Source organism: Paraburkholderia sp. IW21, assembly GCF_041321145.1.
GTDB lineage: Bacteria > Pseudomonadota > Gammaproteobacteria > Burkholderiales > Burkholderiaceae > Paraburkholderia.
The window spans coordinates 106583-120861 of sequence record NZ_JBGGWA010000016.1; the positions used below are offsets into that span (position 1 = coordinate 106583).

14 protein-coding genes are annotated in these 14279 nt (G+C 61.6%); 6 read left to right on the top strand and 8 right to left on the bottom strand.

All coding sequences use genetic code 11. The features are described from left to right. Positions 1–41 precede the first annotated feature (41 nt). On the bottom strand, positions 42–674 hold the full coding sequence (locus tag ACAX43_RS29390; protein ID WP_370711852.1) for a septal ring lytic transglycosylase RlpA family protein: 633 nt from the start codon (positions 672–674) through the stop codon (positions 42–44). A gap of 608 nt (positions 675–1282) precedes the next feature. Between ACAX43_RS29390 and ACAX43_RS29395 the strand changes: the two genes are divergently transcribed. The 3 genes from ACAX43_RS29395 to ACAX43_RS29405 all read left to right on the top strand — a co-directional run bounded on the left by ACAX43_RS29395 (position 1283) and on the right by ACAX43_RS29405 (position 3102). Next, positions 1283–1927 (top strand): MBL fold metallo-hydrolase, encoded by a 645-nt coding sequence (locus tag ACAX43_RS29395; RefSeq protein ID WP_370711853.1) that lies wholly within the window; start codon positions 1283–1285, stop codon positions 1925–1927. Next, entirely contained in the window at positions 1924–2553 is a 630-nt protein-coding gene (locus ACAX43_RS29400) for an exonuclease (protein ID WP_370711854.1), read from the top strand. The genes ACAX43_RS29395 and ACAX43_RS29400 overlap by 4 nt, the downstream gene beginning before the upstream one ends. 90 nt (positions 2554–2643) lie before the next feature. Then, positions 2644–3102 carry an Lrp/AsnC family transcriptional regulator gene (locus ACAX43_RS29405; RefSeq protein ID WP_012431468.1) on the top strand — a complete coding sequence of 153 codons (459 nt, stop codon included), beginning with the start codon at positions 2644–2646 and terminating at the stop codon, positions 3100–3102. Positions 3103–3219: 117 nt separating this feature from the next. On the opposite strand, the gene ACAX43_RS29410 is transcribed toward ACAX43_RS29405, so the two are convergent. From ACAX43_RS29410 to ACAX43_RS29420, 3 genes are all read right to left on the bottom strand, one after another. Continuing rightward, complete coding sequence (locus tag ACAX43_RS29410; RefSeq protein WP_370711855.1) at positions 3220–4458, bottom strand: cation diffusion facilitator family transporter; 1239 nt, start codon at positions 4456–4458, stop codon at positions 3220–3222. Between the two features lie 257 nt (positions 4459–4715). Then, positions 4716–5021 carry an H-NS family nucleoid-associated regulatory protein gene (locus tag ACAX43_RS29415; RefSeq protein ID WP_370711856.1) on the bottom strand — a complete coding sequence of 102 codons (306 nt, stop codon included), beginning with the start codon at positions 5019–5021 and terminating at the stop codon, positions 4716–4718. Positions 5022–5418: 397 nt separating this feature from the next. Continuing rightward, on the bottom strand, positions 5419–6081 hold the full coding sequence (locus ACAX43_RS29420) for a HugZ family protein (RefSeq protein ID WP_370711857.1): 663 nt from the start codon (positions 6079–6081) through the stop codon (positions 5419–5421). A 207-nt stretch (positions 6082–6288) separates the two neighbouring features. Here ACAX43_RS29420 and ACAX43_RS29425 point away from each other — a divergent pair, with 207 nt between their 5' ends. Then, positions 6289–7500 carry an MFS transporter gene (locus ACAX43_RS29425; protein WP_370711858.1) on the top strand — a complete coding sequence of 404 codons (1212 nt, stop codon included), beginning with the start codon at positions 6289–6291 and terminating at the stop codon, positions 7498–7500. A 117-nt stretch (positions 7501–7617) separates the two neighbouring features. Here the strand turns inward: ACAX43_RS29425 and ACAX43_RS29430 are convergent, their stop codons facing one another. From ACAX43_RS29430 to ACAX43_RS29445, 4 genes are all read right to left on the bottom strand, one after another. Beyond that, entirely contained in the window at positions 7618–8265 is a 648-nt protein-coding gene (locus ACAX43_RS29430) for a cupin-like domain-containing protein (protein ID WP_370711859.1), read from the bottom strand. A 9-nt stretch (positions 8266–8274) separates the two neighbouring features. Further along, complete coding sequence (locus tag ACAX43_RS29435) at positions 8275–8643, bottom strand: hypothetical protein (RefSeq protein WP_370711860.1); 369 nt, start codon at positions 8641–8643, stop codon at positions 8275–8277. 27 nt (positions 8644–8670) lie between these two features. Then, a complete protein-coding gene (locus ACAX43_RS29440; protein WP_370711861.1) occupies positions 8671–9816 on the bottom strand; it encodes a branched-chain amino acid ABC transporter substrate-binding protein in 1146 nt (381 codons plus the stop codon). A gap of 435 nt (positions 9817–10251) precedes the next feature. Beyond that, positions 10252–11355, bottom strand: a complete 1104-nt coding sequence (locus ACAX43_RS29445) for an NAD(P)H-dependent flavin oxidoreductase (RefSeq protein ID WP_370711862.1) — start codon at positions 11353–11355, stop codon at positions 10252–10254. Between the two features lie 274 nt (positions 11356–11629). On the opposite strand from ACAX43_RS29445, the gene ACAX43_RS29450 reads away from it, so the two are divergent. Further along, positions 11630–12328: a dienelactone hydrolase family protein gene (locus ACAX43_RS29450; RefSeq protein ID WP_370711863.1), complete on the top strand. Its 699-nt coding sequence runs from the start codon at positions 11630–11632 to the stop codon at positions 12326–12328. 245 nt (positions 12329–12573) lie between these two features. Continuing rightward, the gene (locus tag ACAX43_RS29455) at positions 12574–14094 is read left to right on the top strand and encodes an amidase (protein WP_370711878.1); all 1521 of its coding nucleotides are present in this window, start codon (positions 12574–12576) and stop codon (positions 14092–14094) included. The last annotated feature ends 185 nt before the right edge of the window (positions 14095–14279 follow it).

The following is a 14279-nucleotide window of genomic DNA, read 5'->3' on the forward strand; positions in this document are numbered from 1 at the left end:
GGCGTCACGAGCGAGCCAAAGGCACGCCCGCAGCCAGTACATTACTTCTCCGCGCTCGAATCCGAGTTCGACGCCAGCATTTCATTACGCGCAGCGCGCGCTTCCTGCTGCGTCAATCCTTCGATTTTCACGCGCGCGGTACCGGCGTGACGCATCTCGAGCGCGGTTGCGGCGGCCATCGACAGGTCGATCACCCGGCCGCGCGCATAAGGGCCACGGTCGTTGATACGCACCACCACCGAGCGCGAGTTAGCCGGATTGGTCACGCGCACATAAGAGCCGAGCGGCAACGTACGATGCGCCGCGGTCAGCGCGTGCATGTTGTAGCGCTCGCCGTTCGCGGTGCGACGGCCATGGAAGCCGCGGCCGTACCACGAGGCGCGGCCGGTCTGCTGGAAGTCCGAAATGCCCGAACCATCGTCCGTTAAAGGCTTGGCATCGGCGAGCGACGGGCCTTTGGCGGCTGCACCGGTTGCCGGCGCGCTATCAAAAGATTGCGGGCCGAAGGAACCTGCCTGCGCATTCTTTATGCTAAGCGGCACGCCGCTTGCGGACGTGTTGGCAGCGCCCGGAGGCGTGGCACAGCCGGCCAGCATAAAAAAGGCGAAAAGTGTCCCCAGACCACGGGATAACCGAGTTTTCATAAGACGTGTAATCAAATTGTCGAGCCGCATCACGCGAAAAGTTGAGCGTGTTGCCTGCGACTCCGGCGGCAATGGACGACAACGCGCCGCGCCGACAAGCGCAGAACGTCAAAGCCCGGACGCGGCTCACCCAGCCGCTACCGCACGGTTAATTTTCACGTCTGGCGCAACCTGTCCCCGGCAGCCTGACCAGACCCCACATGCCGCCATCGAACGTGGCAAACACGTTCTTGCGCGCGGAAATCAGCGCGCAGGAACGGCGGCGTAGGCCTCACCCAGCGTCACGGCATTTAAGTCCGTTGCAGGCGCGCGGCGCCTGGCTGGGTAAGACGTGTGCATCGAACGCATCGATACTTGATGGCCGTCGACAACTGCGACAGCCCATACTTGAGTGGCGATCCGCGCTCCCATTTATGATGGGGACGCATCGCCTTGTGGCAGCACAGTTTCCTGTGCATGGAGACCATTATACCCAAAAGTTAAATTTGGGATGACAAGCGATTGAAAACCTTGATGAATTTTCACTCCTGCTGCAAAAATGGGCAGACAAAAGCCCGCTGCAGTAGTGCTTCGGCGCCCTCGACGAGCGTCGACGAGACGCCGGTACAATCAACGTTTTTCCAGTGGCGCCGTCATCCATGAAAGTCACCTTGATCCCCGTCACGCCGTTTCAGCAAAACAGCTCGCTGCTTGTTTGCGAGGCAAGCGGACGCGCCGCCGTCGTCGATCCGGGCGGTGACCTCGATGTCATCCAGGGCGAAGTCGCGCGTCAGAATGTGACAGTCGAAAAAATCTTCCTCACGCATGGCCACATCGATCACTGCGCCGGCGCGAAGACACTTGCCACGCATTACGGCGTGCCGATCGAAGGCCCGCATCCCGACGAAAGTTTCTGGCTCGACAAGCTGCCGGATCAAAGCACGCGCTTTGGCTTCCCGGCGGCTGAGGCATTCGAGCCGGACCGCTGGCTGCAAAACGGCGAGACCGTGAAGTTCGGCGACGAAACCCTCGAGGTCTATCACTGCCCCGGCCACACGCCAGGTCACGTGGTGTTTTTCAGCCGCGCGCATCGGCTGGCGCTGGTGGGCGACGTGCTGTTCGCCGGTTCGATCGGTCGCACGGATTTTCCCCGCGGCAACCACGCCGACCTGGTGCGCGCGATCCGCGAAAAACTCTGGCCGCTCGGCGACGACGTCACCTTCGTTCCCGGTCACGGTCCCACCTCGACGTTCGGCGCCGAGCGCCGCACTAATCCGTATGTCGCCGACGGAGTCCAGGCATGAGCAGCGAAATCTATGTGAGCACCGATGTCGAAGCGGACGGTCCGATTCCCGGCCCGCATTCGATGCTCAGTTTCGCCTCCGCCGCCTATACGGAAGACAAGCAGCTGATCGCCACCTTCTCGGCGAATCTCGAATTGCTCGACGGCGCCAAGCCGCATCCCGTGCAGGAAGCGTGGTGGAAAACGCAGCCCGAGGCATGGGAAGCCTGCCGCAAGGATCTCCAGCATCCGGAGGCCGCGCTGATCGCCTATGTCGAATGGGTCGAAGCGTTGCCGGGCAAGCCGGTGTTCGTGGCGATGCCGGCGGGCTTCGACTTCACCTATATGTTCTGGTACATGATGCGATTCGTGGGCCGCTGCCCGTTTTCCTGGTCGGCGCTCGACATCAAGACACTGGCCTTTGCGCTGACAGGTCTGCCTTACCGCAAAAACATCAAGCCGCGCTTCCCGAAGCACTGGTTCGACGATCACCCGCACACGCACGTCGCGCTCGACGATGCGATCGAACAGGGCGCACTTTTCTGCAACATGCTCAAGGATCTGCGGGCAATCCAGGCGGCCAATCCGGCGGCCCCTAAAGATGGGGACGGCTCAGGGCAAAACGCCGCTGAGGAACCGGCAAATTAGGTAATCTCCCTCGTCGAAGCCGGTTTACATTGCGTTTCGTTTTCGAGCCCTCTACCATGCGTTGATACGGCGACGCAAACGGAGGCGCAGTTGACACTCGATACGTTCTCTCAAAAAATCCTGCGCCTGTTGCAGCTCGACGCACGCCGGTCCGTGCAAGAGATTTCCGACCAGGTCGGCCTGTCGAGCACGCCCTGCTGGCGCCGTATCAAGGATATGGAGCAATCAGGGGTGATCCAGCGCTACACGGCGTTGCTGGATCGTGAAAAGCTGGGGCTGCACGTCTGCGCGCTTGCGCATATCCATCTCACGCGCCATACCGAGGGCGGGGTCGAACAGTTCGAGCGGGAAATCGCCACCTGCCCGGAGGTCACCGAGTGCTACAGCACGACCGGCGAATCCGATTACATCCTCAAGATCGTTGCGCCGGACATCAAGGCGTACGACAGCTTTCTGCACGAACGGATCTTCAAGATTCCCGCCGTCGCTCAGGTGCGCACGAGCGTCGTGCTGCGCGAAATCAAATTCGATACGCAATTGCCGCTGTGATGCGGTGAAGCCGAGGCGCCTTGAGGCCAGGGTATTAATGCCGTGAAGCCGGGAGGTGCCGTGATCGGGATACGTCGCGATGCTTCGGTTCACGCGTGCTGCAGTTCGCTTCGACGGCTATCTATGCGGTTCCGTGGCCTTGGCGCGAGCGATGGCTGCGTCGGTACTCGTTTCCATCGAGGAGCCGGTTTCGGCCGCCAGCGTGTCCAATCCCCGCAGCACGTCGAGTTTGCGGGCACCCAGGCGGCGCTTGAGCGCAGCCAGATCGACGCGCGCAAGCCATTGCTCAGTGCCTTCGACCGCGCCCGAACCTGGCGCCGGCAAGGCCACTTCGACATCGAGCCCCGTGCTCAAGTAATGAATATTGACCCCCGCGGCCTTCACGCCACCGGCGGCGAACGCCGCGTCGACTTCGGCGACTACGCGCTCCCGGGTCGGCAGATTGACGGGCGGGTGCGCAACCGCATCGTTCTCCGGGTCGACATGGATCAGCGCGTCGAGCACGCGATTGTCGGTCAGCACCTGTAGGCGCGCCGACTCAGCAATGTAATGTCCTTCAGATACCGAGATCAGCGGATCGACCAGAATGTGCGCGTCGACGAGAGCAAAATCGCCCATCTTGCGGGTGCGCATTTCATGCACGTCCCGCACGCCCGGCGTAGAGAGCAGCAGCGCACGCATGTCGGCGGAGGCGGCTTCGTCGAGCGCGCGGTCGGACAGATCCTGCAGTGCGTCCCAGCCGAACATCCAGCCCATGCGGGCCACCATGAAGCCGACTATCGCCGCGGCAATAGGATCGAGCAGGCGCACGCCCGCAAGGCTGCCAACAATACCGATTGCGACCACCAGCGACGACGCCGCGTCCGAGCGTGCGTGCCATGCATTCGCAATCAACATCGCTGAACGCACGCGTTGCGCTTCCCGCAGCATGTAGCGAAACAGGCTCTCTTTGGAAATCAGCACCAACACCGCGACCACGAGCGCACTCATATGGACGGCAGGGATGCTTTGCAAATCGGCGAGACGCGTCCCGGCGCGCCATAACATACCGACGCCGACCGAAATCAGCAGTGCACCCAAAAATAATGAAGCAACCGTTTCATAACGGCTGTGTCCGTAATTGTGATCCGCATCGGGCTTCGCGCCGCTGTGCCGATTGGCAATTAGCACGACAAAATCGGAAATCAGATCGGCGAGCGAATGGATACCGTCGGCGACCAACGCCTGCGAGTGGGCGAACACCCCGATGACGATTTGCAGCGTCATCAATACCGTATTGAGCGCAATACTGACAAAGGTACTCTTGCGCGCAACGCGATGTTTCTCGGCGGACTGGACAGCGGCGGTGGAAGGCATCTCAAAAGCAAAGTGAAAAGTTCAATGCCTGCATTCTACCCGGCGCATCTCGAAATGCACGGGATAAACCACAAAAAATCCTTTTAAATCAGATGCTTATCTAAACGAAAAGCATTCGCGTTCCCGTTGCACGAAGCGCACGCGACAAAATGCCACAACGGTTCGCCACCGCAACAAAAAACCGCGTCCTTGACGGTACGCGGTTTTCTCTGGCAACAGCGGCGGTCTATAAGCGCCACTGATTGACGGCATTAGTATTACTTCTCGATCAGAAACTTCTCGCGGTCCTGACCTGCGATCCAGCGCGGCGGCTTGCCACGACCGGACCACGTGCTGCCACTATCCGGGTCGCGATACTTGGGTGCGACACCTGCGCGCGGACGACCGGCTTTAGCAGCCTTGGCACCACGACCACCGCCGAGTTCAGCCAGCGAAATGCCGTAATCGGCCATTTTCTGCTTGATCTCATTTAACACTTCCGCGTATTCCCGCGACTTTGCTTCTTCGATCTGCTTTTCGAGCTTCTCGCGCTGGGCGAGTAGTTCCTTGTAAGAGGTAGACATAGGTTCCCTTATGGTGTGGATGAATGACTGCCAGTCTTGAGCCAGCTTGCCCTTTGAAAATGATCATGCCTCGGAATTTGATGGCGAGATTAACACAAAATCGAAAGGCCGCAAAAGCGTGTTCGTAAAATTAATCCAAAATCGTTTCAAAAAATTTCATTCGACTGCGGCGTTATGTACATCCTTTCAAATAGATAATTTCGTATCTCACTGAAAAATGTCGTCGCACATCGGTATTTATTGGATCAATTATCAAAAAATGAAAATTAAGATCGGAATTTGATGCCAACATTTCATCTCATGAAAACTTCAACATGACATGTCGTAACATACTGCAACACTCGCACCACACTTTGGTGCGGAATGAGTGTTTTCCCCACACACAGCGATTCAAAACTTAATTAGCCTGGCGCTGGACACAATTTTCGAGCGCCGCATGCAAGGATTCGGTATTGGATTGGGGGGCGTCGAAGGCATAACGGGTGCGCGCACCGTTCCGTGTCAGATCGGCGCCATATCGATCGACGCCAAGCACCTGAATTCCGCCGGCGCCCGAACAATGACGGGTGAAGTGCTCAATCAGCGCGTTCTCTTCATTGAAGCCGAGAGGCGGCAGCGGATCGAGCTCGGCGCCGCCGAGCCAGCCCATCGCGCCAAAGCCGCCGATATAGCGCAGCCGTTCGAGTTTCATCGCCCAGAACGTGAAATCGCCGAGAACTAGGTAGCGTTCGGCGTCAGGGTGATAACGCAGGTAGCGCTGTGCGACCTCGGGAGCCGCATCGACCGGCTCGAAAGTGCCGAGCAAGGTGACGCGCTGGCCGCTCAACACGTCCCCATCGGGTGCATTGACGACCAGAAAACCGGCGCGCGGGTCAGCTTGCAGGTTGTGCGTATGCTCGGCGAGGCGGCTCACCAGGATCGTCGGGCGATGCTGCGAGTCCGGTGCGAAGGGCAGCACTGAAGGGTAAGGAAAGCCTTCCGGTTGGCGCGCGTGGGTAGCGAGCGTGCCGACAGCGGCCGTGTGCAGCAGATGCAGCGGAGCGTGGGCGGGAATGTTCAAGTGCGCGTTCCTCCATGGATTGGCGGCGGATGATCCGGGCAATGCGGCAACAGGCCAGCGGCCGGCCTAATCTTCGTCGCACGCGGGCCCGAACGATCGTAAGCGTGGGATCAACCCGTTCCAAGCATAAGACAGCACGCTTCGTTAGAATCAGAAATTCGCTTTCAACGCGCTTTCTTCCGCGTCCCCTCCCTCCAAGAGATTTCAGTGTCCGACCGCTCTTCCGAACTCGCCGCCCTCCCCGCTGCTCACCGCGATCTCTCCGCCACCGCACGGCAGCGCGCCCGGATCGCCACGATGGCGGTGTTCTTCATCGCCGGCATGATGTACGCGTCGTGGGGGGTGCATGTGCCGACTGTACGAGACCGCTTCCACCTGAACGCGGCGATGCTTTCGTTCGCGCTACTGGCCGTGGCCGGCGGCTCGATCGGCGCGATGGCGGCGAATGCCTCATGGATCGCGCGGGTCGGCACTCGCCGCGCCTGCCTCGCGGGCGGCCTCGTGATGACGGCGTGTGCGGCACTCATCCTGATCGTGCCGGCCTATTGGATGTTGCTTGTCGTGCTGGCCAGCTTCGGCGCGGGCATGGCCACGCTTGACGTCGCGATGAACGCCGAAGCCAGCGCCGTCGAAAAGGCGCTCGGCAAGCCGATCATGTCATCGCTGCACGGCATGTTCAGCGTGGGCGGGATGTTCGGCGCGGCAGTGGGCGGCGCATTGTTGGCGCGCGGCATGGCACCGGCGGTGCATCTCGCGCTGGCGGCGGCGATCAGCGCGCTGGTGCTGATCGCCGCCTGCCCTTCCGTCCTGCCGCACGTGCCGCACGCCGAGCACCCCGACGCCGCCACGCCGCGTGCCAACCGCTGGCGCTCGCCGGCCTTGTGGGCGCTCGGCGCGATGGCGTTGGTCGCGCTGATCGCCGAAGGCGCGATGTACGACTGGGCCACCGTCTACATGCGAGACGTCGTGCTGTCCACGCCGGCCCTCGCGAGCGCGGCCTACGCGGCGTTTTCGGGCGGCATGGCGGCAGCGCGTTTCGCCGGGGACACGGTGCGCGCCCGCTTCGGCGCACCGCAACTGGTGATGGCGAGTGCGTCGCTTGCGTGCGCGGGAATGGTCGGCGCGCTCCTCCTGCCGAATCCGGTTGCCGCGCTGATCGGCTTCACGCTGATGGGTCTTGGCCTCGCGAACATGATGCCGGTGTTGTTCGCGGCGGCGGCGAGCGTCAAAGGCATTCACGCAGCCGAAGGACTTGCGCACGTCGCAGGGCTTGCGTACTTCGGCCTGCTGCTCGGACCGGTGATTATCGGCGCGGTGACGCAGGTGACCAGTTTGCCGATCGGTTTGTCCGTGGTGGCCGTGTGTTCGGCACTGATCGCGGTCGCGGGCCCTAAGGTGCTTCGGCGTTTGAGGATCTGACGCAGACGCGCACTGTCGCTGCACCGGTGGACGTCACGCCCTATAAACCCGCTGCATTACGTTACGAGCGGCGTGCGCGCCGCCGCCCCTCAAAGCGGCCGCCCATCCGCCGCCGCGTCACACTTCGTGATACGTCACGTAATCACGCGAGAAGTCGTTACGCCGCAGAAAATTGGTAAACGTCATCGTCACCGACGCGTCGAGTCCTTCCACGTAATGCCACCAGCCGATCGGCAAAAACAGCAATTCGCCGGGTGCGAGCGTGCATTCGATCAAATGCGCATTGCGCATCGACGGGAAACGTTCGTAGTCGATCGCACTGCCGTCCACCTGCGAAAAACAATGCAGATAATTCGCCATATGCGCCGTGTCGGACAAGGACACCAGCTTGATCTGTTTACGGCCGATCATCTGCGCCATGAAATTGTTGGTCAAATCATGGTGAAACGGCGTCTTTGTTCCAGCCGGTCCCATCCAGAAAAAACCGGTATCGGGCGATCCGGCGTCGAGATATTCGCCGATAGCCGGTACATCGGACCACAACGCGGCGAGCGCCGTGCGATTGTGCGAGGTGTTATTGGCGGTCATGTAGAAATCGTTAGTCGGGCCGCTGCGCTCGACGAGATCGACATAATCGGCAAAGCGCATCATCCGCTTGAGCTTCGGCTGATTGGTTTCATAATTCGCATCCGACTCGCTGCCGAACTGCACGTCGACTTCGCAATCGCCGCACCGCTTGCGAAAGTAGTCGAAGCGCCACTGCATGCGTGCCGGTCAGAAATCGAACGCGCCTGTGATGATGACCGGCCGGTTCTGAAAGTAGTACTGCTCAAAGAACTCATCACGCGAATGACGCTCGCGTCTTTCGATCTCGCCGCTTTGCGCGCGCATTCGATTGAGCGTGCCGTACACCGACAATATCCATTCACGCTTGCGCAAACGATTGCGCAAGCGCGTTGCGCCCTGCAAATAAGGAATCGCGAGCGCTGCTTGAATTTCGCGGGCAGCTTCAGCCGGGTCGAAACCATGCCCAACCAGCGCACCGTGCACTGCCGGGGGCGGTGCGTCTAGCAGCAGATTCCAAAAGAAAAGGCACGCGCGCCATGCGGCGCGCGTGCCTTTTAACCCGTTGACCGAAGACAAACAAAGCTGCCTTCGGTCATGCGGTTTTTACATCTTCACGACGTCGAGCAGCGTCTTCTTGCCTGCCTTGTAGTCGTACAGCGAGATCACGCCGTGTTGAAGGTCGCCCTTCGAGTCGAACGTGGTTTCACCGATCACACCCTTGTAGTCGGTGCTCGGCATGGCTGCCAGGATCTTCGCCGGATCGGTCGAGTTCGCACGCTTCATCGCGTCGACGATGATGTACACAGCGTCATACGTGAACGGAGCGTAGATCTGGATCGGCTGACCGAAACGCTTCTGATACTTGGCGAGGAACGCTGCACCGCCAGCCATCTTCTCGAGCGCCATACCGGCTTCCGAGCAGACGATGTTGTCGGTTGCGTCGCCAGCCAGGTCCGACAGCTTGTCGGTACACACGCCGTCGCCCGCCAGCACCTTCGCGCGCAGGCCGAGTTGCTTGGCTTGCTTGGCGAACGGGCCGCCGGTGGCGTCCATGCCGCCGTACATGATCGCGTCCGGGTTTTCGCCCTTGATCTTCGTCAGAATTGCGCGGAAGTCGACAGCCTTGTCGTTGGTCGCGTCATGCGACATCACGTTCATGCCGAGCGACTTGGCGGTCTTCTCGAATTCGTTGGCGAGACCCTGGCCATAAGCGGTCGAGTCGTCGACGATTGCGACGCTCTTCATCTTCATGGTCTTGGATGCGTAGTTAGCCAGTGCCGGACCTTGTTGCGCATCGGTCGCCACGACGCGGTACGTCGTCTTGAAGCCTTGTTGCGTGTAAGCCGGGTTCGTTGCCGACGGCGAGATCTGCACGATGCCAGCATCGCTATAGATCTTCGAAGCCGGGATCGACGTGCCCGAGTTCAAGTGGCCGACCACTGCGACGACCTTATCGTCGACCAGCTTCTGCGCGACTTGAGTAGCCGTACGCGGGTCAGCTGCATCGTCTTGTGCGTCGAGTTGCAGGGTGATCTTCTGGCCGCCGATCGTGAGGCCCTTGGCGTTGATTTCCTCAACTGCCAGGCGCGCGCCGTTTTCGTTGTCTTTACCCAGGTGAGCGATACCGCCAGTCAGCGGCGCAACGTGACCGATCTTGACGACCGTGTCGGCCACAGCCGAAGTTGCCAACGTAGCGAACAGCATCGCCGCAGCGCTGATCGGCAACAGCTTTTGAATCTTGATGTTCATGTAAGTCTCCAGTTTCGGTCCCAAAAACAACGTAATCGCCCTGTGCCCCCGCTTCCCCTACACGTGTCGCTCAGTCCCGTGGACGACCACGCCGGTTGCATCGTTCATGCACTTGGCCAGCACGTCACCCAACCTGTTTGTGGCAGGCGGCTAACCGTACTTGCGCGCAAGTGTAGGCCATCAAATTAAATTGTGGGACTTTTTTGAGGAAGTGGGATGAACACTAATAGCGTTTATCCAACAAGGGCCGATTCCGGCTGGAGAGACCGGCTGGAAACCGCCAGCCCATGCGGGTTTCCGCCAGGTGAGGTTTTCGTCTAACAGCGCGGCCTAAAGCTTTTAGCGTGTTAAACCGTTAATGGTTCGAATAGGCTTTGCGTTTAGAAATGACGCACGCCGCGGAAACACCGCGACACGCGCCTGAGCAATGCTAAATCAACGTTTGAGCGCAGCGATCCGCGCCGCGGCAGCCTGCCATTCCTGTTCGAGTTGCCCGACCAGTTCGGCGGCGCCGAGGTCTTCGCGGCGCTTGCAGCCAAGCGGCGCACCTTGGCCCGACCACAAAGACAGATAGTCGCCGTTTTCCGCCCGGCTCGCGGTTTGGCGCAGTTCCTGAGTCAAGGCATTTTGCACCGGATACGGCGCGACCTGATGCGCTGACTCGGTCAGGCGCTGCATCAAAGGATTGCGTATGCCGCGCGCATGGCGGCCGGTGATCGCGCGCGTCACCGAGGTCGACGTGTCGGACATCGAACGCACGCGGGTTTTCCATGCCTGCGGTATCGCACTCTCCAGACAGGTGAGGAACGCCGTGCCCATCACCGCGGCTTGCGCGCCGAGCGCCAGCGCGGCGACGATGCCGCGTCCGTCCATGATGCCGCCGGCGGCCAGCACCGGCAGGCCAGTCGCGTCGACGAGTTGCGGCACGAGCGCCATCGTGCCGACCAGCGCCTCCTCGAACGCGCCGATAAAGGTGCCGCGATGCGCGCCCGCCTCCGCGCCTTGCGCAACGATCGCGTCGGCGCCCGCGTCGCGCCAGGCCACACCTTCGGCGACGTGTGTCGCGGTGCCTATTACATATAGGCCGTTTGCATGCAGACGGGCGACATCCTCGGCAGAGAGCAGTCCGAACGTAAAGCCTGCCACCGGCACGCGCAATTCGATCAGCGTTTCCAGTTGGGCACGGAAATCCGGCGCATAGCGATCAAGCGGCCGACCCGGCGGCAAACCGAGATCCGCGCGCAGGGGATCGATGGCTTCGAGCGCGCGGCGCACAGTGGTTTCGTCCGGCGCGGCCGGCTCCTGCACGAACAGATTCACGCCGAAGGGGCGATCGGTCAGCGCGCGAGTCGCCGCGACTTCGCTCACGATCTTTTCCGGCGACAGCGCGGCGGCCGCCAGAAAGCCAAATCCGCCGGCGTTCGATACCGCGGCGACCATCGCCGGCGTCGTCGCGCCGCCGGCCATCGGCGCCTGCACGACCGGTACCCGCAACGCGAAACGCTCTGCAAACGGCGTCACAAAACTGCCTTCATTCATGATCGATTCCTTTTCCGACAATGCGCTCGCAGCATGGGCAAGCGGATACGCTCGACTGTACCGAGCCGTGCCGCGACGGAGAAATGAATAATCGAGAACGTTTCAATCCCCTTACGAGATTGTCGCCATGGATTGCGCCTCGTCAGCCCAGGCGTGGCCTCGCTGCACGGCGTTTCTTTTGATGGCAAACTGACCGGCCGCTTCAGGCATTCAGGCCTCTGGCATTCATTCAGACCGACCTCGCGCCTCAGTGCGATGGCAAATGGAGAGCAACATGACCACGACTTCCCGATGGATCGACATTCCCGCCGGCAACGACAGTTTCGGCGGCTATCTGGCACTGCCCAAAGGCGGCAAGGGACCGGCTGTCATCATCATTCAGGAAATCTTCGGCGTGAACAGCCATATCCGCTCGGTCGCGGATCAGTACGCGCAAGACGGCTACGTCGCGCTGGCACCGGACGTATTCTGGCGCGTGCAGCCACGCGTCGAATTGACGTATGACGGCGCGGATCGCGAGAAGGGCATCGAATTGATGCAGAAGACCAACGTCGACCAGGCAGTAGCCGATATCGGCGCAGCCGCCGCGGCGCTGCGCGCCATGCGGGAAGTGACCGGCAAGGTTGCGGCGATCGGCTTCTGTTTCGGGGGACAGCTTGCCTATCTGGCCGCCGCGCAAGGCTCGCTCGACGGCGCGGTCGCTTACTACGGCGGCGGCATCCAGAACAAGCTCGATCAAGCCGCGAAGATCAAGGTGCCGATGCAATTCCACTACGGCGAACTGGATGCGCATATTCCCGTGTCGGCCGTCGGCCAGATTCAGGAGCGCTTCGCCGGCCGCACCGATGCGGATTTCCACATCTATCCGAACGCCGATCACGGCTTCAACTGCTCGGACCGCGCATCGTATAACCAGCCTGCCTCGGCGCTGGCGCATGGCCGCACGCTGACCTTCCTCGGCGAGCGCCTGTGACTTATGCCTCTGACTTATGCCTCTGACTTATGCCTCTGACTTACGCCTCTGACTTACGCCTCTGACTTACGCCTGTAACTCGCGGCTATAACTCGGGTAATCTCTCGAAAGACGGCGTGCCATCGGCGCGCTGTCTTCTTCCACGCGTGTCGATGAACTGGGACGACGGGACGTCCGGCAGCGCCGTTCATCACGCGCACAGGCGACTGCCGGATCCAACACTCGATAGCGAGGGCTCCTCCGCCGTGCAATCAGACTATCTCGTCCATGACGCCATCGGCCTCGCCGAACTGGTTCGAAGCCGCGAAGCAAGCGCGCGCGAGTTGCTGGACATCGCAATCTCGCGCACAGAGGCGGTCAATCCCGCGATCAATGCCATTGTCCTGAAGGACTACGATGCAGCGCGGCAACGCGCCTCGCGCGACGATGCGAGCAGAGCGAATGGCGCGAACACCGCGGATGGTGGAAGCGCGCAAGCCGCGCTCGCGGGCGTGCCCTTTCTGATCAAGGATCTGGGCGCACCGGTCGCCGGACTGCGCATGACGATGGGCAGCCGTCACTATCGGCACTTCATTCCTACCGAGGATGCGCCGGTCGTCGCGCTTGCGAAAGCGGCCGGCCTCAACATCTTCGCCAAGACCAGCACCTCCGAACTCGGCCAGATGCCTTATACGGAGCCCGAACTGTTCGGCGCGTGCCGCAATCCGTGGAATCTCGACCATACGCCTGGCGGTTCCAGCGGCGGCGCGGCAGCGGCGGTCGCCGCCGGCATCGTGCCGCTCGCGCATGCATCGGATGGCGGCGGCTCGATCCGCATCCCCGCTTCATGTTGCGGACTGTTCGGCCTCAAGCCTTCCCGCGGACGTGTGCCGCGCGCGACGCCAACCGCCGCAGCCGGTGAACTCGGCATCGATCACGCGATATCGCGCAGCGTGCGCGACAGCGCATTGCTGCTCGATCTGCTGGCAGGCAATGCGGACCGGCCGCTCGGCGCGCCGGGCACGTTCCTCGGCGCGAGCCGCGAGCCATGCAAGCCGTTGAACATCGCGTACGTCACCGAGCCGATGCTGGCGCCGTCCTTGTCCGCCGACTCGCGCGCCGCACTCGAGGACGCCGCGCAACTCGCCAGTTCGCTCGGCCATAACATCGAGCCCGTTTCGCTCAGCGTCGATTTCGCGGCAGTCCGGCATGCATTTCTCACGCTCTGGTCGGTGACCGCGGAAGAACTGGTGCTGAACGCCGATCGCATTACCGGCCGCAAACCGCTGCGCGACGAATTCGAAATTTCGACATGGGCGATGGCGCACGTCGGCCGCAAACTCGGCGAGCGCGGCCTGCCAGGCGCACTCGAAGAACAGCGCCGCATCACCGAACGCCTCACCGGGTTGCTGAGCCGCTACGACGTGATTCTGTGCGCGACGCTCGCGGGCGCGCCGATCAAGATCGGCGAGATGCAGCCCACGTCCGCCGAGCGTATGCAGATGCGCGCGGTCACCGCGATGCCGCTCGAATCGTTGATGAAGAAGATGTTGACCGAAGCGTCGAACAAGGCGTTCGCGTGGGCGGGATGCACGGAGCTGTTCAATCTGAGCGGTCAGCCGGCGATGTCGGTGCCGCTTTACTGGACCGCGCGTGGGCTGCCTATCGGCGTGCAGTTCGCCGCGCGTGAGGGCGGTGAAGCGACGCTGTTGCGTCTCGCCGCGCAGCTCGAAGCGGCACGGCCGTGGTTCGACAAACGGCCGCCGTTGATGCCGGCGCGCAGCTAGACGATCGGCGCGCTCAGGCGGGTTTGCGTCGCGCGTCGAGATCCGCTGGCGCTTGCCGGGACGCAGGCCGCAACGATCGTATTGACGTGTACAGAACAGGCTGTTTTCAAGCAGCAAAAAGGCGTCTGTCGCGCAACGCGGCAGACGCCTCAATCGATCGGACCGGAGTCCGGTGCGCTCATGGT